Source organism: Nostoc sp. CALU 546, assembly GCF_048836525.1.
The window spans coordinates 13,196-36,647 of the sequence record NZ_JAWJTF010000055.1 but is presented as its reverse complement, the minus strand read 5'-3'; the positions used below and the strand labels follow the sequence as shown (position 1 = coordinate 36,647).

Sequence of the window (23,452 nt, the reverse complement as noted above, 5' to 3'; positions counted from 1 at the left end):
GTTAGGAGTTAGGAGTTAAGAGCTAGGAGTATTTCATTAACTTTTAACTCTTAACTCTTCACTCCTCACTATTAATTACGCTGCTGCTTTGAAGGTCTTCTTGTATTCGGTGAGTGCTTCTTTCAAGGCAGCTTCTTCTGCGTCACCTAGTGCTTTGGAGGCTTTTACTCCTTCGGCATACTGGGTTTTACCAGTCTTTAAGTAGTCCCGCAGACCTTTGGTGAAGGTGGTTACTTGATTTACAGGCACGTCATCTAAGTAACCATTAATACCAGCGTACAAAATTGCTACTTGCTCGTATACCGAGAGTGGCGAATTTTGTGGCTGCTTCAGAAGTTCGCGCAACCGTTGACCCCGTGCCAACTGGTCTTGAGTGGCTTTATCTAAGTCAGAAGCAAATTGAGCGAAGGCTTGTAGGTCGTCAAATTGGGCTAATTCCAATTTAATCTTACCGGCAACTTTTTTCATTGCCTTGGTTTGAGCCGCAGAACCCACACGGGATACAGAAATACCGGGGTTTACAGCGGGACGGATACCAGCGTTAAACAAGTCAGAAGACAGGAATATCTGACCATCGGTAATCGAAATTACGTTGGTGGGGATGTACGCTGAAACGTCACCAGCTTGGGTTTCGATGATTGGTAGGGCGGTCATGCTGCCTTTACCTAATTCGTCACTCAGCTTGGCGGCTCTTTCTAACAAGCGAGAGTGGATGTAGAATACATCGCCAGGGTAAGCTTCGCGTCCGGGTGGACGACGTAGCAATAGGGACATTTGGCGGTAAGCTTGGGCTTGCTTGGAAAGGTCATCATAAATTACCAGGGTAGCTTTGCCTTTGTACATAAAGTACTCAGCAATAGTTGCGCCTGTGTAAGGAGCTAGGTATTGTAGGGTTGCTGGTTCACTGGCACTAGCTGCGACGACAACGGTGTAATCCATTGCACCTTTTTCTTGCAATGTCTGCACCACGTTAGCAACTGTGGAAGCTTTTTGACCGATCGCAACGTAGACACAAACTACATCTTCTTCTTTTTGGTTGATGATGGTGTCGATTGCGATCGCAGTTTTACCGGTTTGGCGATCGCCAATAATCAATTCCCGCTGACCACGACCGATAGGAATCATTGAGTCAATAGCTGTGATCCCCGTTTGCATGGGTTCGTGTACAGACCGACGGGCAATGATACCTGGTGCTGGAGATTCAATCAAACGGCTTTCTGAGGATTTGATGTCTCCCTTGCCATCGATGGGACGACCCAAAGCGTCTACAACTCTTCCAATTAGAGCTTCTCCCACAGGTACTTGGGCAATTCTACCAGTAGCAGTTACAGAACTACCTTCTTGAATTTCTAGCCCTTCACCCATCAACACCGCGCCCACGTTGTCTTCTTCTAAGTTTTGAGCGATGCCAATTGTGCCATCTTCAAATTCTAAGAGTTCCCCAGACATAGCCTTTTCCAGACCATAGATCCGGGCAATGCCGTCACCAACTTGGAGGACAGTACCAACGTTAGCAACTTTGACCTCTTGATCGTATTGCTCGATTTGTTGTTGGATAATGCTGCTAATTTCGTCAGGTCTAATTGATATGCTCATGTGTCTATCTTTTTTGCTTTCGAGACGGAAGTAAAAGGGACTGGGGATTAGGGATTGGGGATTAGGGATTGGGGATGGAAAGAATTTATGACTATAATCTTTTTCCTAGTCCCCAGTACCCAGTCCCCAGTCCCAATTTTCTAGCTATTGGTTAAGCGCAATGAAAGGCGGCGCAACTGACCCCGGATACTGGCGTCAATTACCTGAGAACCTACTTTAATGATCACACCACCAATTAACTCGCTGTCTACATTGGTTTCTAGTTCTACCTGGCGAGCATTCGTAATGGCGATCACCTTTTCTGTAATTGCCTGCTGTTGAGCTTCTGTGAGGGGAACGGCTGAAATTACTTCCGCTAATACGGTTTGATTCAGCTGCCGCAACAGCGCCAAATACTGTTGAAAAATTGATTCCAAAAATGCAATGCGCCGTTTATCTACCAATACCAGCAAAAAATTGCGTAAGTAGGGGTTAGATCCTTCACCGAGTATTTGTTTGATGAGAGCTTTTTTGTTCTCAGACTGAATAAACGGGTTGCTGAAGAAGTTATGTAGCTGTTTGTCTGCTCTGAGCAGGCCGAGGAAAGTCCGCGCATCTTCCCCGAACTCTTCTGTCAAATTTTTCGATTGCGCTATTGACAAAAGTGCCTGTGCGTAAGGTTGGGCTACTTCAGCTGCCGCTACCTGACTTGTCATACATTGCCTCCCAGTTGTGCGATGCTGCGGTCAATTAAACTTTGTTGAGCATCGTCGGCAATCCCGCTTTTGAGTTGCGATTCGACTTTTTGCAATGCTAGTGTAGCTACCCGTTGCCGCAGTTGAGCGATCGCTCGATCAGTTTCGGTGTTTAAATCTGCTGCTGCTGTTTGTTTCAAGCGTTCTACGTCTTGCACTGCCTTCGCTAACAAGGCTTCTTTCGCTTTTTGAGCGTTTTCTACGGCAGATTGGCGGATGCGTTCTGCCTCTGCCTGAGATTGCTTCAATTGCTCTTGCGCTTGGGAAAGGGCAGTCTTTGCCTCTTTTAAGCGCCCTTCTGCTTCCTGAATTGCGGTGGCAATATTGGATTGTCGCTCGTTCAGGATATTGCTTAAAACTTTACGTCCGAAGTAGAATAATATGCCAATCAGAATCGCTAGATTGATCAGATTGGTTTCAAAAATGTCTAGGTTTAGACCGAAACCACCTTCTGCTGCGCCTTCTGCCAATTCAGAGTGAACAGCGTTCGCTTCTGCGGCAAGTAATAAGAATGTCCCCATGATACCCATTTACAAGTGCGCTGCTCGCTGCTAATACGTTGTATTTTCCCCAAGGGAAATTTTAAGTATCTTTCCCCGAAGGGAAATTTAAGTATCTTTTCCCCGTAAGGAAGTTAAGTATCTTTTCCCCGAAGGGAAAAAAGTGCCTTTTTGTGACACTTAAATTTTGCGCTCTGGACTAGGGCCCAGTTGCGCGTATGCTTTCACAGAGCCAGTCTAGTTAGCTTATCTAACTGGAGTTGGCCCCAATAGTTTTTCTAGAATCTGCCTGCTTAGAGAATCAACTTGTTGCTCTAAGGTGCGAAAAGCTTCCTGCTTTTGTTGTTCTATTTCAACAGAAGCTTGTTCTCGTTGAGTCTGAGCTTCTTTTTGGGCCTCAGCAATTTTCTCAGCAGTAATTTTCTTAGCTTCAAGTTGAGCTGCTTCTATAGTCGCTTGCGATTGTCTGCGAGCGTCTGCGAGTTGCTGCTCATATTCGGTAGCCAAGCGCTCGGCTTTAGCCAAGCTCTCCCGCGCCTCAAGGGTATTCGTTCGGATGTAACTATCGCGATCGTCTAGTACCTTGGTCAGTGGCTTATAGAAAATTGCATTCAACAAAGCTGCCAAGAGCAGGAATTGCAATGCCATGAAGGGCAAGGTAGCATCGAAATCAAACATTTGTCTCCTCTTTGGCTGGAGTAGCAGTTTTCATGGCTAGCAACGTCATCCAACCTTTCATATTTTAGAGACCCATAGCCAACAAGGGTCAAGTAATTTTGGATTTTAGATTTGCAATTTTGGTGAAGCAGCGCGGTCTTCTCCCAAGGGGAGACGCCAAGGGCGATGGGGGTTTCCCCCATGAGCGACTGCTGAACCCAAAGGGATTAACACTAATCCAAGGGTATGTTCTTCTGAGCATTTTAGATTAATGATTTGAGATTTGTTTCACCAATCACCTTCGGCACATGTACCGGAAACTCTTGATAATCCAAAATCCAAAATCTAAAATCTAAAATCACATTAGAATGACTAAATACCTAAAACCTCTTAGATTGTAGAGGCGTGATGATTCACGTCTCCACACTCACAAAATTTTCAGGTATTAGCCGAAGGGGTTAGCAAACAGCAATACCAAGGCAATTACTAGACCATAGATAGTCAAGGATTCCATGAATGCCAAGGTTAATAGCAGAGTACCGCGAATTTTTCCTTCTGCTTCAGGTTGACGAGCAATACCTTCTACTGCTTGTCCAGCAGCATTACCTTGACCAATACCAGGGCCAATTGCAGCTAAACCAATCGCTAAAGCAGCAGCGAGAACTGAAGCAGCCTGAACTAATGGATCCATGTTGATTTTCCTTGCTTTGATTACAAAACTAACAAAAGTACGTTAACGATTAGAAACGTGGTTTTCACGCTGCACATAAGTTCTTTGATCGCGCTTTGCGATATTTTGAGCGAATATGCTCTTGGAACTGTGCTATCAACTGAGAAGTTTAATGCTCCTCATGTTCTTCTCCGCCATGCCCCTCCATTGCCTCATGAATGTATGCTCCGGCGAGGGTGGCGAAAACCAGGGCTTGAATGGCACTGGTAAACAAACCCAAGGCCATTACAGGCAGAGGTACAAATAGAGGAACTAGCAGCACCAACACCGCTACAACCAATTCATCCGCCAAAATATTACCAAATAGCCGGAAGCTTAGGGAGAGAGGTTTGGTGAAATCTTCAAGAATTGCGATCGGCAACAAAACGGGTGTTGGCTCTATATATTTCTTAAAGTAGCCTAAACCCCGCTTGCTAAAACCTGCGTAAAAGTACGCCAAGGAAGTCAGCAATGCCAATGCAACAGTCGTATTGATGTCATTGGTGGGAGCTGCCAATTCGCCTGAAGGTAGCTTGATGAGCTTCCAGGGAATTAGTGCGCCTGACCAGTTCGATACGAAAATAAACAAGAACAATGTGCCAATAAATGGCACCCAAGGGCGGTACTCTTTCTCACCGAGTTGGTTTTTGGCCAAATCACGAATGAATTCTAGGGCGTATTCCATCAAATTTTGGATGCCCTTGGGAATTCTTTGTGCATTTCGAGTAGCAGCTATTGAGGCCACTACTAGAATACTAATCACAAACCATGAGGTGAGAAAAACTTGCCCATGAATTTTAAGATTGCCCAACTGCCAGTAGAAATGATGTCCTACTTCTAATTCGGCGAGGGGAAAAGAATTAAAGGCGTTTAAGACACTAAGCATTTGCATTCTTCAAGCATTTTCCCCAACGAGCGAGGATGGGATTACTATCTTTGTGAGCCTGAATTCTTAAGAATCAGGAATGAACGCAATTTGCACCATATAGACGAGGAGCGTGGCTTTGTAAGTTAGAAATCCCAAAAAAATGGGTAGAATCTGTAGCTCACGCCATTGAGTTGCTACGATCATGACTCCCATAAATAGAGCAAAACGAGTTTTGCTCAGACTGGTTTTCTCACTACCGAGCTGCTCAACATCTCTAGCCAACATTTTTAAGTAAACCACACCTGTACACGCCCCAATTAAATAATTTAGGGCAATGTTTAAGGAATAAAAAATCCACACAGAGATAAAAATAACCCCCGTCAAGACAAGCGTGATTACCAACAATCGCTGGAAGAGTTGATAGAACTCTTGCATGGAGTTATCCGATTCTGTGTCTTCAGAATCGGTTTTAGCATCTTGTTGCGTTGTCGGAGTGGGCGCAATTGATTCGTCAGACAAGCTCACGGGACTTGAAACCAGTACAGTTAAATATGATGACTGCACATTCAGTCAGCTGAATCATATCACGATGCGGTAACAATACTTTAGGAAAAAACAATTAACTTCTTGTCAACATCAGAGAGTAAGTGCCGACGGACTAAAGCTTACAGCACTTTTACCAAGTCCGCCGACGTGGACGTGGTGAAAAAATAAGGGTTTTATAGCCCATTCGTAAATTGAGGGCAGGCAAGATGCCTACCCCACAAGAGTTTTGGGTTGAATCTATCTCTCGATTAAATTATCTTGGCAGTCCGTAGACCGAACAGCAAACCTACAGATAAGCCAAAGAATAAACCCAAGAAGACGACATAAGATACAATTGCAAACATTTATTGCTCTCCAGAATACTTCCTAAATCTATTGAATCATTAGTTGTTGGGCATTGGGAATGGGGCATTGGGCATGGTGGTAGAGGGGAAATACTTACTACAACTTTTCCCCTGCTTCCTTGTTTCTTAACCAATCCCCAATTCCCAATGCCCTATGCCCATTTCCGAGATTGCGATACAATACAGCCCACGGACGCTTGTTTGGGATTGGGCAATGACTTCTGTAATTAATGTAAATTTACCAGAGCAGTCTTATGAGATTGCGATAACTTCGTCGAGCTACGCTAACGCACCTTCGAGTTTAGATCAATTAGGTCAACAGATGGCCAGTCTCAAGCTAGGCAAGAAGGTACTGCTGGTTTCTAATCCGACGATTTTTAAGCATTTTGGCGAAAGAGCGATCGCATCTCTAACAGCTGCCGGATTTGAAGTCGCTAGCTGCACTCTACCACCTGGTGAACGCTATAAAACCCTCAATTCTATCCAAAAACTCTACGATATCGCCTTGGAAAACCGCTTAGAACGTTCTTCTACTATGGTGGCTTTGGGGGGAGGTGTAATTGGCGATATGACTGGCTTTGCAGCTGCAACTTGGTTGCGCGGTATTAATGTTGTCCAAGTGCCTACTTCTCTGTTGGCGATGGTGGATTCGGCAATTGGTGGCAAAACTGGCGTGAATCATCCCCACGGTAAAAACTTAATTGGGGCATTCCACCAACCGCGTTTAGTTTTGATTGACCCAGATGTGTTAAAAACTCTACCTATGCGTGAGTTTCGGGCAGGGATGGCAGAAGTTATTAAGTACGGTGTGATTTGGGATGCCGAATTGTTTGCCCAGTTAGAAGCAAGTAAACGTCTAGACCAACTCCGCTATGTAAAACCCGACCTATTGCACAGCATATTAACCCGCTCTTGTCAAGCTAAAGCTGATGTTGTTAGCAAAGATGAGAAAGAAGGAGGATTACGGGCGATTCTCAACTATGGACATACCATCGGTCATGCAGTGGAAAGTTTGACTGGTTATCGTCTAGTAAATCATGGTGAAGCGGTAGCCATTGGTATGGTAGCAGCCGGTCAAATTGCTGTGGATTTAGGACTGTGGCAAAAAGAAGACACAGAACGTCAAAATGCTTTAATTCAAAAAACGGGTTTACCAACTCAATTACCAACTGGGGTAGATATTGAAGCAATTATTGAGGCGTTGCAATTAGATAAGAAAGTCCAAGCCGGGAAAGTGCGGTTTGTTTTACCAACGGAGATTGGTGTAGTAACAGTTACCGATGAGGTGTCATCGGATATTATTCGCCAAGTTTTGCAGGGAATGTGAAGAATTTAGGAGTCAGAACAAAAATTAGTTGCTCTGTCATTCAATTACGAATTACGAATTACGAATTACGAATTATTGAGTCATGATACTCCAAGCAAAGAATCAATTAACCTTGCAAGAGTTTCTAAATCTTCCGCCAGAAGAGGGAGACATAACTTATGAGCTAGTTGATGGTCAGGCAATTCCTAAAATATCACCAAAATTTTTTCACGCGAAACTTACCCGCGTTCTTCTCAATTTGATTGAGCAATCGTGTGAGGGGAAAGGAGAAGTTTGCCCGGAATGGGCTGTTGCATTAACTCGTCGGGGACGAGATTGGATGCCAATTCCAGATATTTTATACATTTCTTATGAGCGTTTACCCGCCAACTGGGATGAAAACGAAGCTTGTCCTGTTCCTCCTGATTTGGTGATTGAGATTATTTCCCCAGGACAAACCTTTGGACAAATGGCGGCTAAAGCCAAAGACTATTTAGATGCTAAGGTGCTGCGCGTGTGGATATTAGATATTAAAGCCAGAAGCATTACTGTTTTTTATCCAAATGCAGCACCACAAACTTATATGGGAGAGGAACTACTCACAGATTCTTTGTTTGAAGGACTGCAATTTACTATTGAGCAGGTGTTTCAAAAGGCAAAAATACCATTAGCTACTGAATAGTACATTTTTTACATCCAGCACAATTCTCTTGCTCTTAACATCCATCAAAAATTTCAAGATTAATTCATCCATTTGTGGGAGATAATTAGCAACCCCATAAGTGTATTTTGCTTATAATCAGACCAAAACAAGATGGTTTGAATCAGCATTCACACAAGGGATGTATCAATCATGTTAAACCTGATATTTGCCGGATGTATAAAAATAAAACCCTGGGTGGTTTCAACAGCTTTTTTATTGGCTTTACAGACTTCCGCCAATGCTGAACAACCCCTTCCTCGTTTGACTCCTACACAAGCTCAAAATTTATCTCGTGACTTGGTTCCACATAACTCTCAGGACTTTTTTAGGCAAGGAAAAGATTCAATTGAGAGAGAAATTCAAATTCTTAGGCAAAGACAACTGCGCTCAATTAAACCTATTCTTAAGATTGATTCAGTACCTCAGATAAAAAGACCAGATACTCAGCGAAAACCCTAAAATCTTAATCTAAAGTAAGAATTATCATCTTTACTATGACATTTTAGATCGCTACTTCTTGTCATTAATTCTTAAGCCATAGCACCTAAACTACACCTACAGGCATTGCAATTACTATGCTCTGCTTCGATATAACAGAGTTTTTGTGTTTTCAATAAACTTTGCAACACAAATTTACAATTTTAATCGTCTAGCAAACTCATCAATGCGTGAACCTCAACGTCTTGAGGCTCTGACAATTGATGCTGTAACTCTAATAATTCATCTTGTAATGCTTCTACTACATAGAGCATATTAGATTCTTGTGCAATTTTTAGCTGATTTTCTTTAATTTTGATTTGTTTTAGCAAGTTGTTTTCAAGATGAATTGAATTGTAATGTTGAGTAATCATAGTTTTACATTTATTATTAATTTATGGAATGCTATTAAATTTACCACCTGTGTATTATTCCACAGTTTTCTCACTTTTTAAATATCTCGTGATTTAATCTTCATTACTCGTTCGGAACCTAACGCACTGAAGTAGTCTGAATGGTAAGTTACATTTTGATCGCATTCTACGTACAAGAAATGTGTGTTATTAAATATACGCTACTCAGCAAAACTCAGCTGCGCGGGTTTACCAATGTAGCTGACTGGTGAATCTGATACTCAGAAGGGAGTATAGTTTATATAGTTAGTCCTTTGCTGAAATTTTAGTTTGATACTAAAGGAATTAAAAAATGTCTACTGATACTCACATAGTTGCTTACGTTGAAGAAAGTGAATTTGATGTTGTTTTAAATGGAAGTGAAGAGAAAGTTGTTGTTGTTGATTTTACTGCTACTTGGTGTGGCCCCTGTCGCCTAATCAGTCCGTTAATGGATCAACTTGCCGAGGAATACAAAGGTCGCGCTAAAGTCGTTAAGGTAGATGTTGACAGCAACAAGCCGATTTTCAAAAAATTCGGTCTTCGCAGCATTCCAGCAGTTTTAATTTTCAAAGATGGCATTTTAGCAGAAACTATCGTGGGAGTTTCTCCTTACGAGCAGTTTAGTGAGGCTGTTCAGAAACTTCTTGAGGTTGTTTAAACTGAATTCGTAATTCTTAATTAACAGTGGCGTTTTAGGTGGAGTTCAAATTACCCGAAGTTCCGAACGTCGGCTTCCGAGCATCGGACTTCTCACCAATTGAAGCAAAATTATAAATTTTTAACCTAATACAGTTCAGTTAAGGTTACTGGTGTAGATAATTTGTTTTTGAAGACGCGATGAATCGCCGTCTCTACAAGTTTTTTGGGCTTATCTGAACTGTATGGATTTTTAACCTTTTCTTTTTCGCCTTGCAATACGCTTGGGTTTAGTTTCTAAACCCAAGCGTATTGCAGTTTATGGTTTTTGACGCTAACCCAAGCGTATTGGCTTATATAGGAATCCGCTTTGATTTCTGAACGAATTTGCGTAGACAGGCAATAGGCAATAGGCAATAGTCAAGAAGGCTTCTTAGTTGTACTGAGTTTTTTCAGAAATCAAATATGAGTCCTATAGTGTGCTTGAAGTAAACCACTTGGATATTGTTTTGATTGAATCAATTCCAATTTTTCTTCAGGGGTAGGCGGTGGGAAAAGTTGTATGCCGCCACCTAAGATAGTTGGAATAATTGAAATAATATATTCGTCAATCAAATTGTGCTGAAGAAACGAATTGATTAATGCTCCACCACCAACTAGCCAGATGTTTTCTAAGCCTTGAGCCTCTATATTTGCTAACGCCTGTTGTACTGTATCTGAAACAAATACAACGTCTTCGCGGTCAGATTTGAGATGGCGCTGAGTGAAAACGAAAGATTTTTTGTCTGGATAAGGCCATTTATCAAAACCAAGCCCTACTTCATAGGTTTTGCTGCCTAATACGATCGCATCAATCGATTCGTAGAAATCAGTGTAACCATAGTCTTCCCCTTCTATATCAAGGATTGATAGCCAATCAATTCCGCCATCGCTGCGAGCAATGTAGCCATCCAAACTAGCTGCAATGTAGAGTGTAACTTTCGTCATTTTGCTTCTGAATTTGGTATTTTTCACCCAATTCCTTACGTTTTTTGATTGTGCGATTTAAACCGACCTGCAATAAATTCTCGCTTCGATAAATGCTTTGTATTGCGTTTGGTAACTCGCTCTCGCCACATCTTGAAACTAGATTCCTTCATTTCGCGCCTCATTAGGGCGATTACCTGTTTCTCCAGAAGCCCAAACTGAGCCTCAATGGCATCAAAAGATGTTCTATCTTCCCATGCCATTTCAATGATGCGATTGATAGTTTCCGAATCGAGGTTAGGTAGCTTCATTCCTTGGCTGGCAATTAATAAATTTGAGCTATAAAAAGGAATTCAGGAGTCAGAATTCAGTATGAATTCTACATTAGTTAGTGGTAGGTTTGAATCCTCCATTAATTAATTCTGAATTCTGTATTCTGGATTATGTATTCTTCTTCAAATATATTTTACTTTTCGTTTTGAAGAACCATTGTATCTGCTGCACCCAGTTGGAGGGCATAGAGGTTGGCATAGACACCTTGCTGATTGACAAGTTCAGTGTGAGTACCTTGCTCTACAATTTGTCCCTGCTGAATGACTAATACCTGATCTGCCTGAGTAACTGTACTGAGACGATGGGCAATTACAAAACTGGTACGACCTTGAAGCAAGCGGGCGATCGCACTCTGTACTAGTGCTTCTGTACGTGTGTCAATGCTGCTGGTGGCTTCATCAAGAATCAGAATTCGCGGGTTAATCAACACCGCACGAGCAATACTGATTAATTGTCGCTGTCCCTGACTTAGGGGCGCTCCCCGTTCACCCAATTGAGTTGTATAGCCTTGTGGCAATGAGGTAATGAACTCATGTACATTTGCCAGTTGTGCAGCCGCTTCGATATCAGCTTGGGTGGCATAAGGAGCGCCAAAGGCAATGTTTTCAGCAACAGTACCACTGAACAGAATATTGTCTTGCAGAACGATGCCTATTTGACGCCGCAGACTTGCTTGAGTAACACTACGCACATCAATATTATCAATTTTCACTGCACCGCCAGATACATCGTAAAAGCGCAAAATCAAGTTAATGATTGTACTTTTTCCCGAACCGGTCGGCCCGACTAACGCAACCATCTGCCCTGGATAGGCGTGCAAATTCACTCCTTTGAGAACCAGTTGATCTGGGTTGTAGCCAAACTTGACATTCTCAAATGTCACCTCACCTTGAATAGGCGGCATTTCTGTCGCATCGGGTGCGTCTTTGAGTTCTGACGGCTCATCTAGTAATAAAAAGATTCGCTCTAATCCGGCAAAGGCAGATTGAGCTTGGGTGTAAAACTGGCTGAGAATTTGGATAGGGCGGAAGAACTGCTGGACGTAAAGTAAAAAGGAGGTCACTACACCCACTGTTGCTGCTTCTGTAACTGCGAGATAACCACCATAAGCCAGCACGCCTGCTGTTGCTAGTGTGTTGAGAAAATCGATGGAGGGCAAAAAGGCTGAAGTAATTGCCACAGCTTCGACGTTGGCATCACGATTGGCGGCATTGAGAACGTCGAATTCTGCGATGTTCGTCTGTACACGATTAAATGCCTGTGCTTCTCGCACGCTGCCAATATCTTCTTCTAACTTGGCGGAAAGCTGCCCAATGGTTTGTCGGGTGACGCGAAATCTGGCTCTCGCCCAACGTGCAAACAAGCTTGTGGTAAAAATCATCAGTGGCACAACCAGGTTGCTCAACAAACCGAGTTGCAGGTTGATTGAGAGCATCGCAATGATTATACCGATCAAACTGAAAGTGTTGCCCAGCATTTGGGCGATCGTCAGTCCAAATGCCTGATTCACGGTATTAACATCATTCAGCAGACGGCTCATTAAATCGCCTGCTTCGCTGCGATCAAAAAAGCTCAGTGGCAAACTTTGGATTTTAATGAAAATATCTTGCCTCAGTTGAGCCAGCAATCGCTGCATAATCCAACCGACTCGAATGATTTGACCCCGGATTGCTAATACACCAAGTCCGTAGTTTAGTCCAAGTAGACCTAATAACAGCAGCAGTCCTTGCAAATTACCTTGTGCAATGAGACGATCAATCGACCAGCCGAGGAAAAATGGCCCAATTGCCTGGGTTATAGCACCAATCAATACTAAAGTCAGGGCTATGGGAATTTCTTTGCGATAGAGTAGCACGTATTGCAAAAAGCGCCGCAGGGTGGAGAGTTGCTGACTCGCGTTTTCCTCAGATGCAACAACGGGAATAGTGCCTCTCATAAAAATTTTGGATTTTAGATTTTGGATTTTGGATTAAAAGTCTTTATTAAGTTAAGTCGGTGCGATTAAGGCTAATTGGTGGGGCTGTCATTTGTCATTTGTTATTGATAAGGGTTTTAAGACTATTTACGTTTTGGTTTATTCCCACCGACTTATTTAGAAGGGTGTGAGCAAAATTAATTATGCTAATTGAGGATTATTTTTCTCCTTTGGTTTTACTTGAGATTCTAAAATCACCCCGTAGAGTGGGCTGGCTTGCATCAATTCTTCGTGAGTGCCTTGTGCTACCAATCGTCCTTTATCTATCAGAAAAATGCGATCGGCATTCTTGACGGTGCTAATGCGTTGAGCTACTACAAAAGTTGTACAAGCTTTTTGGCGCATGAAGCCATCTAGTTCGGCTTGAATCTGGGCAGCAGTTTTGGCATCCACTGCTGAGGTACTATCATCCAAAATCAGAATGCTGTAATCGGTTAGTAAGGTACGAGCGATCGCAATTCTTTGTTTTTGTCCACCAGATAAGCCCACGCCCCGTTCTCCCACAATTGTCTCGTAGCCATCGGGTAAACCGCTAATAAAATCGTGCATTTGTGCGGTTTTGGCAACTTCAATTACCTCTTCTAAGGTTGCATCGGGTTTGGCGTAGGCAATATTTTCGCGGATTGTGCCAGAGAAGAGGGTGGTTTCCTGAAATACAATACCAATACGCGATCGCAGACTTTTGAGCGTAAAATCTTTTACATCTCGTCCGTCAATCCGAACTGCTCCCCCTGTGACATCATAAAAGCGGGCAAGCAAGTTCATAATTGTGCTTTTCCCGGAACCAGTCATCCCTAAAACGGCGATTAGCTCTTTGGGCTTGGTTTCAAAGGAAACTTCTTTGAGAGTTTCGGTTGTTGCTCCTGGATAGCGAAAGGAAACATTTTCAAAGGTGATTCTACCAACGCAGGTGTCAAATGGGACAGCGCCGGGGCGATCGCGAATTTCTACCTCTGCATCTACAACTTCATAGACTCGTTCGGCGGAAGCAGCTGATTGAGCGATCGCAGGTGCAGCAAATCCAATTAACAAAATTGGTTGGAGAATCAACGCTAGGTATGAATTAAACGCCACCAGTTCGCCAATGGAAAATCTATTCCCAATTACCTGCGCTCCCCCGTAGCCGAAAACTGCCAGTGTTACTAAATTACTCAGCAAAAAGATTACGGGGAAGGTATCACGGATGGCGCTAATGGTTTTCATGTTTGCTTTGACTAGGCCATCATTCAGTGTTGTGTAACGCGACCTTTCAGTTGATTCCCGCACAAAGGCTTTCACTACCCGAATTCCGAGTAAGTTCTCTTGCAATACAGCATTGAGGTTACTCAGTTGCTCTTGTACCTGTCGAAAAAGTTTGTTATTTCGGTTGATGAATCGCGCCATTAACCATCCGGCTAGGGGTACTACCGTTAGCGTAATCAGCGCTAATTGCCAGTTCATCACCAGCAAAACTACCGAAATAGTCACCAATGTCACAATTGAACCGATGACCTGAATTAAGTTAGTGCCAACAAAGGTACGGATCTGCTCAATGTCACTGGTGACACGGGTTAGTAGTTGGGAAGTCTGCGCCTGGTCATGATAGCTGAAACTGAGAGTTTGAATTTTGCTAAAAATTTTGTTTCGCAGGTCATAAGCTACACCCTGAGACACTGCTTCTGCTAAATAGCTTTGTCCAAAGTTAAATACACCACGAGCGATCGCAGCGACTACCATCCAGGCGGCGCTGTATAGCACAATTTGGAGGTTTTGTTTGATGATTCCCTGATCTATTCCCCACCGAAATAGTTGTGGGGTAACTGCGTTTGCGATCGTCAACAGCAACAGACTGACCAATGCTCCTAGCGAAGTCCATCGGTAAGTGCTTAAACTCTTAAGCACGCGCTGGATTGACTGTATTGACGAAGTTTCCTGGAGTTCTGGTTGCTGAACCACTGGAATTCACCCCTGTATCTTTGGAAAATTATCTCGTATTTTGATTGTAAAAAACCACATTGGCTAATTGAGAGTGAGGAATGTGGGATCTATTTGTCGTGGAAATTCCAAATTTTGGGACAACGGTATGGGAAAATACCTCTTTGGCAAGCATTGCGGCTAATTTTAAATACCTAAGAAAACCAAAGAACAAGAATAATGGCTCAAAATTTTCATAGCAATTCCCCACTTCCCTCGGATATCTCAACTGTTATCAGCCGCACAGCCAAGCCAAGTTCTGAGTTCTACTCTATTTTTTCTGAAGAAGAAGTTTTAGAAATAATTCATGCATTAGAATTCAGACGAGAAATACCATTAAAGTATTCTTATAAAGGTAGAGGCGCAAACATCTGGAATGAGTTTTATCTCAAATATCTTATTCCTACATGGTATCGAACATCAAATGTAGAAATTGAACTTTTAAAGAATAACTTTCAATACTTGAATGACAATATTCAAAATGGTAAAAAAGTCAATATTGTAGATGTAGGTGCAGGAAATTCATATCCGGTTAAAGATTTTATTCAAAGACTTAATAAATTAGCAAAAATCAATAAATATATCGCATTGGATATTAGCGATGAATTGCTGAATTTATCTAGAAAAAACTTCAAAAAATGGTTTCCTCTCGTCGATTTTATCAGTTCTACAATTGACATCGAAAATAGTTGCGTACCCAAAACTTTATTCCAACAAAATAAAGCTAACCTTGAAATTGATGACACAGCAAAAATATTTTTTCACTTAGGGGTTACTATTGGTAATCATCAAAATAGAGACAAGGTATTCAAAAACTTTAGAGATAGCATGGGGAAAAACGATTTTCTGGTATTCACTAATGAAATTGGCTCTAACTCCAGATGGGATGGAAACGTGAGAGGTGGCTGCAAGTATCATGTAGAAGAAATATATGGATGGGTAAAAAACAAAATTGGGATTAAATCTGAAGATTGTGAATTAGTGAGGAAGTATGATTTAAAAACAGATAGTATAATCGCTAATATAAAACTACATCAGGATTACACTATAAATTTTAATCAGATGGGGATAGATAAAAAGATTGAAATCTCCGCAGGTGAAGAAATTACTATTTGGCGACATCATAAGCATGAAATGCCTGCACTTTTACAAGAACTAGAACGTTCTGGATTACAACTTATTCAATATAGTACTAACAAATACAAATCACATATTATGGTAATTTGTAAGGTTGCCAGTAACTAACCTTTTCAATTATATTTTGCGCTGTTCAGATACCCAACTTATCAAATAAGTTGGGTATCTAACTTTTCACGTATAATTTAGGATTGCTATGGGTTATTATTATGGCAGTAGGATTTTGTATCAATTAAATGTACATCAAACGTGGTCTAGGTTGAGGAATTGGACGCCCTAAATCCTTAGCCGTTTCTATCCATTCCTGCATAACTAATTCTATATTATGCAAGGCTTCTTGGTAACTATCGCCGTCAGCAGCACAGCCTGATAATTCTGGTACTTCAGCAATAAAGGCTTGATCTAATTCACTCCAGTAGAGAATGATTTCATAGCGAAACATCATTTTTACTTCCTAGTTTATACTTGAGAATTACTGCCCGAACTTGTTTAATTTGATAGCTTTTGGCTTTTCCTCTTTTATGTTGTAGGTTCAATATTTCTTCAACATCGGCTTTGATAAAAATACGATGATCGCCACGAATCCGTTCATCAAAGCCTAGTGTATATAAAAGTTGCCACAGTTGGGCGAAAGGGATGTCTGTATCAGAAGTCCCAGAGAGAATTTTGTCTAAGAGTTTGTCTTGCTGACTCACGTTTTTCTGACTGCTTTAATGTTTCTATAGTCTCATATTTATTTAAAATCGGAGCATACAAAAACAAATGACTATTGTGGAGGCACATCATTTTGCTTGACATTGATCGCTTGTTTATAAAATAGAGAAATGCGATCGCGTTGCAAACGCAACAGAAGATATCGCTTGTGAAACACTGGTATCAAACCCAACTGATAACCGCTATACCCAAATTTATAAGTAATATAGGTAACTACAGAGGTCAAATTGTTAAGATTGCTCATATCATAATTCTGAGGTATAAATCCATCTCAGTTAGTGTTGGTATTGAGTAAGAAATATTACATAAATATGAAAAACCACATTCTAGGTGTAGCCGCATTTTTAACCACGATTAGTTTGACAACCAGTGTACAAGCAGCAAATTCTGAACATGTTAGACAGTTGTTGGCAACTAAACAATGTCAAAACTGTGATTTGACTAGCGCAGGTTTAGTGATGGCTGACTTATCTGGAGCGAATTTGAGTGGTGCTAATCTCACAGGTGCTAACCTCAGCCGTGCAAACTTGAGCGGTGCAGATTTGCGGGGTGCAAACTTGAGTGGCGCTAGTTTATTTGGTGTTAACTTGAGCGAAGCTAAATTTAGTGGGGCAAATTTGACGGGTGCTGACTTGAGAAATACCTATCTAGCAAATGTAGAACTGACTGGTGCTTACCTAAATGGTGCTAACTTCCAAGGTGCAGTTGGTATACCATCACAAATTGCTTCACCAGAAGAATTTTATGCTTGGGGTGTAGCAGAAGCACAAAAAGGCAACCAACAGCAAGCAATTAGTTATTTTAATCAAGCGATCGCTATTAAACCAGAATATGCGGGTGCTTACTTAGCTCGTGGTGTCGCCCGTTACCAAATACTAGATAGACAAGGTGCATTCCAAGACGCCCAAGTTGCCGAAAAATTGTTTACATCCCAAAACAACGGTACTGGAACGCTAACAGCCCAAGCTTTTATTAAAGAACTGCAAACACCCGTCAATGAAAAAGTAAGCGCTGGTAAACCCAGTTTTGTTGACTTTTTGGGAAGTCTTGGCTCAGTCTTGCTCCAGTTCTTCCCTTTTTAAGTACTTTTTTTAAGTGGGAGAGTTAAAAGAACAGAGGGATAATATGCAGATGACAAATGACAAATAACAAATGACTTTATCTAAGGAATTATGGGCAGCAAATCAAGACTTAGCCCAAGCTTGCCTAGAGCATCCTTTCGTTCAAAGCATTGGCGATGGTACTCTTGAGCAAGTTAAATTTGCTTACTACGTAGGGCAAGATGCTTTTTTTTTAGAAGCTTTTGCCCGTGCGTACAGTATTGCCGCAGCTAAAGCACCAGACTGGTTAGGCTTCACTACATTTCATAACTTAGCTAGCGGTGTTTTAGAAGAACTGCGGTTGCATAGTAGCTATGCTTCGCAGTGGGGAGTCAATTTGCATTCTGTAGAACCACAATCTGCTACCCGCCGCTATACTGATTTTTTATTAGCAACTGCTTGGGGTGGAGATGTGGGCTTAACTGCTGCGGCGATGTCTCCCTGTATGCGTTTGTATGCCTTTTTGGGAGAAAAGTTGGCTTGTAATGGCATTCCTAATCATCAATATGCAGACTGGATTCGTACTTACAGCAGCGCAGACTTTCAACCACTAACACAACAATTAGAAAATTTAGTTGACAATTATGCCACTACCAATCCTGTTGTGCATTCAACCTATCGTTATGCTATGTTTTGTGAGCATGACTTTTTTCAGGCTGCGTGGATTTTGGAGTAATGTACCTAATTAAGTCAGCGAAATAAATTCAACGTATGTAAATAATGGCCCCTAACTACTGACCATTAACTAATGACTGAAGTAGATATTCTCATCCTATCAAATGGCCCAGGTGAGGTAACAACCTGGGTGCGTCCAGTAGTAAAGGCATTGCGGCAAGAACTAGGGGATGATCCTTCTGTAGTGAGGATTTCTGTGGTATTGTCACCTTGCTCAAATGCCAGTGGAAAAGAAGCTGCGATCGCTCTTTCTTACCCAGAAGTAGATAGAGTACAAGGAGCAGAGCATTTTTGGCAAATTTTGCTTTGGGGCAAAACATTTGAAAATTGGGACTGGAGAAGTCGCGGTGTAGTTGTTTTCCTCGGTGGGGATCAAATTTTTCCCGTAGTCATAGGTAAAAAACTCGGATATCGCACAGTGGTTTACGCCGAATGGGAGGCCAGGTGGCATAACTGGATTGATCGCTTTGGTGTAATGAAACCCAAAGTTGCAGCCAAAGTCCCAGCAAAATATGCCCACAAATTCACTGTCGTCGGAGATTTGATGCTAGAAGCTAGTAGTCAAGAGTCATTAGTCATTAGTCATTTGTCCTTAGCAAACGACAAAGGACAAATGACTAATAATATAGACACGTCAGCTACTTTCCACAAGGAAGGACAAGAGATTGAATTGATTGGTTTACTCCCTGGATCAAAAGCAGCAAAATTATCCCAAGGAGTGCCATTAACTCTAAGCATTGCCGAATACATTCATGCAAAAAGGCCGCAAACCAAATTTGTGATTCCTGTAGCCCCAACTCTGGATTTACAAACTTTAGCTAGTTTTGCCGATCTCAAAAAGAACTCTATTGCTGAAATCTTTGGCTTTGGCGGTGCTTCCTTAATTCTCCCAGAGGACGGTAGAGGGAAGGCATTGCTTAAAACAACAACGGGCTTAACTGTGGAACTGTGGCAAGAAAACCCTGCATATCATTTATTGTCCCAGTGCTGCATCTGCTTAACTACGGTGGGGGCAAACACTGCCGAACTCGGTGCTTTATCAATACCAATGATTGTTTTGCTGCCAACGCAGCAACTTGACGCCATGCGTTCTTGGGATGGTTTACCTGGGTTGCTGGCAAATCTGCCAGGTGTAGGTACGCCCTTTGCCAACGTAATTAATTGGCTATTCCTAAGATTTGTGAGACGCAAAGGTTTATTAGCATGGCCAAATATCTGGGCACAGGAAGAGATAGTGCCAGAACTTATGGGTAAACTTCAACCGCAAGAAATTGGGGAAATGGTTTTAGATTTATTAGCCCATCCAGAAAAATTGGATGATATCCGCGATAAACTCCGTAATATTCGCGGTGAAAGCGGTGCAGCCCAGAAGATAGCACAGATTGTTGGTGAGGAAATTGGTTGACACTCCCCGCGATAAATCGACGGGGATTCTTGAATCTAAGACATAACTTGCTCATGCAGGTTTGCACCAACAAGAGTAGAGGTTTCATCTCCCCAAGCGTTGCTTGCGTCTAGCGCAAAGGTTCCGGTATGCCCTACCGTACCCAATCCCCGACTAAGGATTATTCTGGCTGCGTTTTTGTCCCTGTCCATGACGCATCCACACAAACATACGTGTGTTCTAGTGGATAGAGTTTTCTTAACGACTTCACCGCAGCTAGAGCATTCAAGGCTTGTGTATTGCGGATTAACCGCAACCGTGACACGTTTAAATACTTTACCAAAGTACTCAATCCATACACGAAACTGATACCAAGATGCATCATTAATAGACTTAGCTAAACAATGATTTTTCACCATATTTTTAATCCTCAAATCTTCATAGGCGATCAAGTCGTTAGACTGAATTACGCACCGTGCTAATTTCACAGCATGGTCTTTACGTTGCCTACTTATTTTGAGGTGGCGTTTGCCTAAAATCTGTCTAGCACGTCCTCTATTTCTTGAACCTTTTACTTTTCTAGAGACACGACGTTGAGAGCGCTTGAGAACTTTTTCACCAACACGAAGAAACTTAGGATTTTCGACCATTGTTCCATCTGAATCAGTGTAGTATTCCTTCAACCCCACATCTAACCCAATGGTATTGCCAGTAGGTTCTATATTCTCAGAACGGTCTATGTCAATACAAAATTGAGCATACACACCATCTGCACGTTTTACCAATCTTACCCGTTTTATTTGGTTAATTTGGTAGAAGTGCAAATCACGAGTACCTTTGAGCTTTAAGCGACCAATACCTTTTTTGTCGGTAAAGGTTATGGATTTTCGATTATCTGCAAGCTTCCATCCTGACGTTTTATATTCCACAGAACGACAATCTTTCTGGAATTGAGGATACCCCTTTGAACCTAGAATACCCTTCTTGCAGTTGTCATAAAACCGAGAGATAGAAGACCAAGCTCTTTCAGCAGAAGCTTGACGAGCCATTGAGTTAAGTTCATTAGCAAAGGGAAAATTAGCCGCAAGTACAGCACAGTATTTCTGCAAATCATTTTTACCAGTATTTTTAACGTCCATCCATAGCCGAATACAGCTATTACGAATAAACTTTCCAGTCCGAATTGCATCATCTATCGCTATTAATTGCGCTGACTTCCCATAAGCTTTGAACTCAAAAACAAGCATTGGTTTTACCTCCTATCTTGTACTACCATAGCTGGTATAAGATATTAGGGAAATTGATCAAGTTTTTCAATCTTGGCGGTTGAATAAATTCAACCACTCGCTTATATCCCCCACATGAATGACGGGGGCTTTACGCATCACACTCGTAACAATTAAAGACCAACAGATTCTAAATCATCTGGCACCGTTGAGTCATTAAGGGCATTGCGGAAGTATTCTCCTGACAATCCAGTTGCGGAAAAAATTGGTGTACCAGCCTGGAGGTCAAAAATATAAGCAGTATACTTTGTTGAGCGACGAGGATTTGAAGATTGAAAGCCGCTAATGTCAAAGTTTCCTTTGACTACTACTAACATCAATGGCGGTTCTTTACCCATAAAATCAAACTCACCAAAACCAGTAGAAGGAATTTCAGCAGCTTTGATTGGACGGGCAAATATTGCTTCAGGTATGCCGCTGAGTATCTTAAATCGGCAAGAGTGGGCAAGAGTATAGTTTACAGCAGCTTGCTTAATTTCCTTTTCCGAAGCTGAAGTTAGCGGACGTTTTTGAAATATGCTCAACCGATTAACTTCTTCAGGAAAGATTTTGTTGAAGATTTCGGGCGGAAGGATGCTGAGTTGATTCTGAAGTGAGCAACGATCTGACAAAGTATTTGACAAAGCAGAGATAGATAGTACTGTACAAATACTTGCTGACACTAGTGCCAAGCTCATTGAAAGTTTTTTCATAATTTTATTTTTAATTCCTATCCTCCATAATTCTAATTAAAAAATGTAATCTTTAGTGTTACGGACGGATCATTGTGCTTACATACTATTGCTGAGTAGAGGGAGGCTAAAGAAATAAGAAATTTCTCCCTCATGCCCCTTATCTCTCTTAATCCGAAGATTCTCCATCCCTGCGCCCAAGTTCATAAATGCCAGCGCCCATACAAGCTAATATACCTGTACTAATTCCCCAACTCTCACCTAAACTAATTTCCAGACCCCAGTTACATAAAGCACCAACTACTAAAAAAGGCACGATACTGAAGAGAGAAGCGTAGAAAGCATTTTGAGATTCTCTGGCTTTACGAGTCTTTTCAAATTCTGATTGGCTAGTATAAAGCGATCGCTCGGCAAAGTTAAACCAGCGGTTGAGTTGCTCGATTACCCATTCATTAACTGGGGAAAAACCTAGATATAGCGCCAACGACCACAAACTCGCTCCTGCGATCGCGATCGTGTCTAACTCAAAACGGAAAGGTAAAATTTCAGTCAGCATTGCTTGGGGGAGTCCTGCAAAGGGTTAACTTTAGCTGTCAGTAGATGCCAAATAAACCTCTTGTGCAATTTTAAGCATAAAGGTTAACAAGATTTCAACTACTTAGAAACTCTCCCACTTCTTAGCTTTCAGAGTTTTAGGCTTTAGCTTTACGTCAGTTTATGCCTTATGTCAGTTGTGTTTTTCTCTGTGAAGTATGCCAGGAACCGGACTTGAACCGGTGACACGAGGATTTTCAGTCCTCTGCTCTACCAACTGAGCTATCCCGGCTGGGGCTTTTGTGAGCCACGATTAATCAATGTAGCAAACATCAAAGAATATAGCAAGGCCTTAAAAAAAAATATTTAGGCGGCTGTCAATTTCAACTTAAACCAGATGAAAACGGCTACAAATAGTAGAAACTGGACAAGAACAATACTTGGGCCAGAAGCAAGGTTGAAAATACCTGACACCATGATGCCAGCAATGCTGCTGATGGAACCAACAATCACCGACATGATTAGAAAGCGGCTAAAGTGGTGACTCATCAGTTTGGCGGTGGAAGCGGGAATAACCAAAAAGGCGTTTACCAGTAAAACGCCAACAGCTTTAATCGCTACAGCAACGGCGAGTGAAAGCAAGACCACAAAAGCATAGCGGTACAATTGAACGGGAACGCCTTGAACCTGCGCCACATCGGGGTTAAGGGTCAATAAAATTTGCTGTCGCAGGGTTGAGAGTAAAAATATACTACCTCCCACAAGTACTAGCAGGGTCAAAATCAAATCTGTGGTATCGATCGCTAAAATATCCCCAAACAGCACAGCCATCAAGCTGCCACGATATCCTTTAATTAAGCTTGTGAGAATTAAACCGATCGCTAATGCCCCAGATAACACTATGCTAAGTACGCTATCGCTCGCTAAGTCGCTTTTATCGATGAAGTAGAGAACAATAACACCAAAAACTAAGGTAAAAGGTAATAGCATCCAAGTAGGATTTACCTGTAGCAGCACACCTAACGCCACACCTACCAATGCTGCATGACCAACCGCATGGCTGAAAAAGGATAACTGGCGTAAGGTGACAAAACTACCCAACATCCCGCCAAGTATGCCCATCAACGCAGCACCTACGATCGCACGCTGTATAGAAGCAAGTTGTAATAACTCTAGCAAGTCATTGCTGCTGGCGATCGCAAGCCAAGCTATCTGACAATCATTGAAAAAATTCATACTTATGGGCATTAACT

The 23,452-nt window shown here is 41.9% G+C and carries 28 protein-coding genes and 1 tRNA gene; 8 read left to right on the top strand and 21 right to left on the bottom strand.

The window, feature by feature from the left end:
* Window positions 1–75: 75 nt before the first annotated feature.
* The 8 genes from atpA to petL form a co-directional block, all read right to left on the bottom strand.
* A complete protein-coding gene (gene atpA / locus RRG12_RS24410) occupies window positions 76–1,596 on the bottom strand; it encodes a F0F1 ATP synthase subunit alpha (protein WP_069073283.1) in 1,521 nt (506 codons plus the stop codon).
* Window positions 1,597–1,736: 140 nt separating this feature from the next.
* Window positions 1,737–2,291, bottom strand: a complete 555-nt coding sequence (atpH, locus tag RRG12_RS24405) for an ATP synthase F1 subunit delta (protein ID WP_069073282.1) — start codon at window positions 2,289–2,291, stop codon at window positions 1,737–1,739.
* Window positions 2,288–2,860 (bottom strand): F0F1 ATP synthase subunit B, encoded by a 573-nt coding sequence (locus RRG12_RS24400; RefSeq protein WP_181929327.1) that lies wholly within the window; start codon window positions 2,858–2,860, stop codon window positions 2,288–2,290. The genes atpH and RRG12_RS24400 overlap by 4 nt, the downstream gene beginning before the upstream one ends.
* A gap of 216 nt (window positions 2,861–3,076) precedes the next feature.
* On the bottom strand, window positions 3,077–3,508 hold the full coding sequence (locus tag RRG12_RS24395) for a F0F1 ATP synthase subunit B' (RefSeq protein WP_181929326.1): 432 nt from the start codon (window positions 3,506–3,508) through the stop codon (window positions 3,077–3,079).
* Window positions 3,509–3,932: 424 nt separating this feature from the next.
* Window positions 3,933–4,178, bottom strand: a complete 246-nt coding sequence (atpE, locus tag RRG12_RS24390; protein WP_012411162.1) for an ATP synthase F0 subunit C — start codon at window positions 4,176–4,178, stop codon at window positions 3,933–3,935.
* 148 nt (window positions 4,179–4,326) lie between these two features.
* Window positions 4,327–5,088: a F0F1 ATP synthase subunit A gene (gene atpB, locus RRG12_RS24385; RefSeq protein WP_012411161.1), complete on the bottom strand. Its 762-nt coding sequence runs from the start codon at window positions 5,086–5,088 to the stop codon at window positions 4,327–4,329.
* Between the two features lie 60 nt (window positions 5,089–5,148).
* Window positions 5,149–5,589: an ATP synthase subunit I gene (locus tag RRG12_RS24380; protein ID WP_069073279.1), complete on the bottom strand. Its 441-nt coding sequence runs from the start codon at window positions 5,587–5,589 to the stop codon at window positions 5,149–5,151.
* Between the two features lie 269 nt (window positions 5,590–5,858).
* Window positions 5,859–5,954: a cytochrome b6-f complex subunit PetL gene (petL, locus tag RRG12_RS24375; RefSeq protein ID WP_084227316.1), complete on the bottom strand. Its 96-nt coding sequence runs from the start codon at window positions 5,952–5,954 to the stop codon at window positions 5,859–5,861.
* 214 nt (window positions 5,955–6,168) lie between these two features.
* Here petL and aroB point away from each other — a divergent pair, with 214 nt between their 5' ends.
* From aroB to RRG12_RS24360, 3 genes are all read left to right on the top strand, one after another.
* Window positions 6,169–7,281: a 3-dehydroquinate synthase gene (gene aroB, locus RRG12_RS24370; RefSeq protein WP_420760971.1), complete on the top strand. Its 1,113-nt coding sequence runs from the start codon at window positions 6,169–6,171 to the stop codon at window positions 7,279–7,281.
* A gap of 82 nt (window positions 7,282–7,363) precedes the next feature.
* Window positions 7,364–7,942: a Uma2 family endonuclease gene (locus RRG12_RS24365; protein ID WP_420760957.1), complete on the top strand. Its 579-nt coding sequence runs from the start codon at window positions 7,364–7,366 to the stop codon at window positions 7,940–7,942.
* A gap of 171 nt (window positions 7,943–8,113) precedes the next feature.
* Window positions 8,114–8,422 (top strand): hypothetical protein, encoded by a 309-nt coding sequence (locus RRG12_RS24360; protein WP_420760956.1) that lies wholly within the window; start codon window positions 8,114–8,116, stop codon window positions 8,420–8,422.
* A 182-nt stretch (window positions 8,423–8,604) separates the two neighbouring features.
* On the opposite strand, the gene RRG12_RS24355 is transcribed toward RRG12_RS24360, so the two are convergent.
* Window positions 8,605–8,814, bottom strand: coding sequence for a hypothetical protein (locus RRG12_RS24355; protein ID WP_069073276.1), 210 nt, complete (start codon window positions 8,812–8,814; stop codon window positions 8,605–8,607).
* Window positions 8,815–9,145: 331 nt separating this feature from the next.
* Between RRG12_RS24355 and trxA the strand changes: the two genes are divergently transcribed.
* Entirely contained in the window at window positions 9,146–9,493 is a 348-nt protein-coding gene (gene trxA / locus RRG12_RS24350; RefSeq protein WP_069073275.1) for a thioredoxin, read from the top strand.
* A 437-nt stretch (window positions 9,494–9,930) separates the two neighbouring features.
* Here the strand turns inward: trxA and RRG12_RS24345 are convergent, their stop codons facing one another.
* From RRG12_RS24345 to RRG12_RS24330, 4 genes are all read right to left on the bottom strand, one after another.
* Window positions 9,931–10,458 carry a dihydrofolate reductase family protein gene (locus RRG12_RS24345; protein WP_420760955.1) on the bottom strand — a complete coding sequence of 176 codons (528 nt, stop codon included), beginning with the start codon at window positions 10,456–10,458 and terminating at the stop codon, window positions 9,931–9,933.
* A gap of 35 nt (window positions 10,459–10,493) precedes the next feature.
* Window positions 10,494–10,748, bottom strand: coding sequence for a TIGR03643 family protein (locus RRG12_RS24340; protein ID WP_181929320.1), 255 nt, complete (start codon window positions 10,746–10,748; stop codon window positions 10,494–10,496).
* Window positions 10,749–10,903: 155 nt separating this feature from the next.
* The gene (locus RRG12_RS24335; RefSeq protein WP_069073272.1) at window positions 10,904–12,706 is read right to left on the bottom strand and encodes an ABC transporter ATP-binding protein; all 1,803 of its coding nucleotides are present in this window, start codon (window positions 12,704–12,706) and stop codon (window positions 10,904–10,906) included.
* A gap of 180 nt (window positions 12,707–12,886) precedes the next feature.
* Window positions 12,887–14,680, bottom strand: coding sequence for an ABC transporter ATP-binding protein (locus tag RRG12_RS24330; RefSeq protein WP_420760954.1), 1,794 nt, complete (start codon window positions 14,678–14,680; stop codon window positions 12,887–12,889).
* Window positions 14,681–14,878: 198 nt separating this feature from the next.
* Here RRG12_RS24330 and RRG12_RS24325 point away from each other — a divergent pair, with 198 nt between their 5' ends.
* The gene (locus RRG12_RS24325; protein ID WP_420760953.1) at window positions 14,879–15,943 is read left to right on the top strand and encodes an L-histidine N(alpha)-methyltransferase; all 1,065 of its coding nucleotides are present in this window, start codon (window positions 14,879–14,881) and stop codon (window positions 15,941–15,943) included.
* A gap of 124 nt (window positions 15,944–16,067) precedes the next feature.
* On the opposite strand, the gene RRG12_RS24320 is transcribed toward RRG12_RS24325, so the two are convergent.
* From RRG12_RS24320 to RRG12_RS24310, 3 genes are all read right to left on the bottom strand, one after another.
* Entirely contained in the window at window positions 16,068–16,280 is a 213-nt protein-coding gene (locus RRG12_RS24320; protein ID WP_069073269.1) for a type II toxin-antitoxin system HicB family antitoxin, read from the bottom strand.
* Entirely contained in the window at window positions 16,264–16,530 is a 267-nt protein-coding gene (locus tag RRG12_RS24315; protein ID WP_069073268.1) for a toxin HicA, read from the bottom strand. The genes RRG12_RS24320 and RRG12_RS24315 overlap by 17 nt, the downstream gene beginning before the upstream one ends.
* 71 nt (window positions 16,531–16,601) lie before the next feature.
* On the bottom strand, window positions 16,602–16,793 hold the full coding sequence (locus RRG12_RS24310; protein ID WP_069073267.1) for a hypothetical protein: 192 nt from the start codon (window positions 16,791–16,793) through the stop codon (window positions 16,602–16,604).
* 67 nt (window positions 16,794–16,860) lie between these two features.
* Between RRG12_RS24310 and RRG12_RS24305 the strand changes: the two genes are divergently transcribed.
* The 3 genes from RRG12_RS24305 to RRG12_RS24295 all read left to right on the top strand — a co-directional run bounded on the left by RRG12_RS24305 (window position 16,861) and on the right by RRG12_RS24295 (window position 19,729).
* Window positions 16,861–17,631 (top strand): pentapeptide repeat-containing protein, encoded by a 771-nt coding sequence (locus RRG12_RS24305; protein ID WP_420760952.1) that lies wholly within the window; start codon window positions 16,861–16,863, stop codon window positions 17,629–17,631.
* A 70-nt stretch (window positions 17,632–17,701) separates the two neighbouring features.
* Entirely contained in the window at window positions 17,702–18,325 is a 624-nt protein-coding gene (locus RRG12_RS24300) for a TenA family protein (protein ID WP_420760951.1), read from the top strand.
* 72 nt (window positions 18,326–18,397) lie between these two features.
* The gene (locus RRG12_RS24295) at window positions 18,398–19,729 is read left to right on the top strand and encodes a lipid-A-disaccharide synthase (protein ID WP_420760950.1); all 1,332 of its coding nucleotides are present in this window, start codon (window positions 18,398–18,400) and stop codon (window positions 19,727–19,729) included.
* A 35-nt stretch (window positions 19,730–19,764) separates the two neighbouring features.
* On the opposite strand, the gene RRG12_RS24290 is transcribed toward RRG12_RS24295, so the two are convergent.
* From RRG12_RS24290 to RRG12_RS24270, 5 genes are all read right to left on the bottom strand, one after another.
* The gene (locus tag RRG12_RS24290) at window positions 19,765–20,955 is read right to left on the bottom strand and encodes an RNA-guided endonuclease InsQ/TnpB family protein (RefSeq protein ID WP_420760949.1); all 1,191 of its coding nucleotides are present in this window, start codon (window positions 20,953–20,955) and stop codon (window positions 19,765–19,767) included.
* Between the two features lie 152 nt (window positions 20,956–21,107).
* Window positions 21,108–21,686 carry a hypothetical protein gene (locus RRG12_RS24285; RefSeq protein ID WP_420760948.1) on the bottom strand — a complete coding sequence of 193 codons (579 nt, stop codon included), beginning with the start codon at window positions 21,684–21,686 and terminating at the stop codon, window positions 21,108–21,110.
* A 148-nt stretch (window positions 21,687–21,834) separates the two neighbouring features.
* Window positions 21,835–22,221 (bottom strand): hypothetical protein, encoded by a 387-nt coding sequence (locus tag RRG12_RS24280; RefSeq protein ID WP_069073262.1) that lies wholly within the window; start codon window positions 22,219–22,221, stop codon window positions 21,835–21,837.
* A 197-nt stretch (window positions 22,222–22,418) separates the two neighbouring features.
* A tRNA-Phe gene (locus RRG12_RS24275) sits at window positions 22,419–22,491 on the bottom strand.
* A gap of 74 nt (window positions 22,492–22,565) precedes the next feature.
* Window positions 22,566–23,435, bottom strand: a complete 870-nt coding sequence (locus RRG12_RS24270) for a metal ABC transporter permease (RefSeq protein ID WP_420760947.1) — start codon at window positions 23,433–23,435, stop codon at window positions 22,566–22,568.
* Window positions 23,436–23,452: the final 17 nt, after the last annotated feature.

Coding starts and splice junctions, on each gene's coding strand:
- atpA (WP_069073283.1), bottom strand. CDS start 1,596: ATGAGCATATCAATTAGACCTGACGAAATTAGCAGCATTATCCAACAA.
- atpH (WP_069073282.1), bottom strand. CDS start 2,291: ATGACAAGTCAGGTAGCGGCAGCTGAAGTAGCCCAACCTTACGCACAG.
- RRG12_RS24400 (WP_181929327.1), bottom strand. CDS start 2,860: ATGGGTATCATGGGGACATTCTTATTACTTGCCGCAGAAGCGAACGCT.
- RRG12_RS24395 (WP_181929326.1), bottom strand. CDS start 3,508: ATGTTTGATTTCGATGCTACCTTGCCCTTCATGGCATTGCAATTCCTG.
- atpE (WP_012411162.1), bottom strand. CDS start 4,178: ATGGATCCATTAGTTCAGGCTGCTTCAGTTCTCGCTGCTGCTTTAGCG.
- atpB (WP_012411161.1), bottom strand. CDS start 5,088: ATGCAAATGCTTAGTGTCTTAAACGCCTTTAATTCTTTTCCCCTCGCC.
- petL (WP_084227316.1), bottom strand. CDS start 5,954: ATGTTTGCAATTGTATCTTATGTCGTCTTCTTGGGTTTATTCTTTGGC.
- aroB (WP_420760971.1), top strand. CDS start 6,169: ATGACTTCTGTAATTAATGTAAATTTACCAGAGCAGTCTTATGAGATT.
- RRG12_RS24365 (WP_420760957.1), top strand. CDS start 7,364: ATGATACTCCAAGCAAAGAATCAATTAACCTTGCAAGAGTTTCTAAAT.
- RRG12_RS24360 (WP_420760956.1), top strand. CDS start 8,114: ATGTTAAACCTGATATTTGCCGGATGTATAAAAATAAAACCCTGGGTG.
- RRG12_RS24355 (WP_069073276.1), bottom strand. CDS start 8,814: ATGATTACTCAACATTACAATTCAATTCATCTTGAAAACAACTTGCTA.
- trxA (WP_069073275.1), top strand. CDS start 9,146: ATGTCTACTGATACTCACATAGTTGCTTACGTTGAAGAAAGTGAATTT.
- RRG12_RS24345 (WP_420760955.1), bottom strand. CDS start 10,458: ATGACGAAAGTTACACTCTACATTGCAGCTAGTTTGGATGGCTACATT.
- RRG12_RS24340 (WP_181929320.1), bottom strand. CDS start 10,748: ATGAAGCTACCTAACCTCGATTCGGAAACTATCAATCGCATCATTGAA.
- RRG12_RS24335 (WP_069073272.1), bottom strand. CDS start 12,706: ATGAGAGGCACTATTCCCGTTGTTGCATCTGAGGAAAACGCGAGTCAG.
- RRG12_RS24325 (WP_420760953.1), top strand. CDS start 14,879: ATGGCTCAAAATTTTCATAGCAATTCCCCACTTCCCTCGGATATCTCA.
- RRG12_RS24320 (WP_069073269.1), bottom strand. CDS start 16,280: ATGATGTTTCGCTATGAAATCATTCTCTACTGGAGTGAATTAGATCAA.
- RRG12_RS24310 (WP_069073267.1), bottom strand. CDS start 16,793: ATGAGCAATCTTAACAATTTGACCTCTGTAGTTACCTATATTACTTAT.
- RRG12_RS24305 (WP_420760952.1), top strand. CDS start 16,861: ATGAAAAACCACATTCTAGGTGTAGCCGCATTTTTAACCACGATTAGT.
- RRG12_RS24300 (WP_420760951.1), top strand. CDS start 17,702: ATGACTTTATCTAAGGAATTATGGGCAGCAAATCAAGACTTAGCCCAA.
- RRG12_RS24295 (WP_420760950.1), top strand. CDS start 18,398: ATGACTGAAGTAGATATTCTCATCCTATCAAATGGCCCAGGTGAGGTA.
- RRG12_RS24290 (WP_420760949.1), bottom strand. CDS start 20,955: ATGCTTGTTTTTGAGTTCAAAGCTTATGGGAAGTCAGCGCAATTAATA.
- RRG12_RS24285 (WP_420760948.1), bottom strand. CDS start 21,686: ATGAAAAAACTTTCAATGAGCTTGGCACTAGTGTCAGCAAGTATTTGT.
- RRG12_RS24280 (WP_069073262.1), bottom strand. CDS start 22,221: ATGCTGACTGAAATTTTACCTTTCCGTTTTGAGTTAGACACGATCGCG.
- RRG12_RS24270 (WP_420760947.1), bottom strand. CDS start 23,435: ATGAATTTTTTCAATGATTGTCAGATAGCTTGGCTTGCGATCGCCAGC.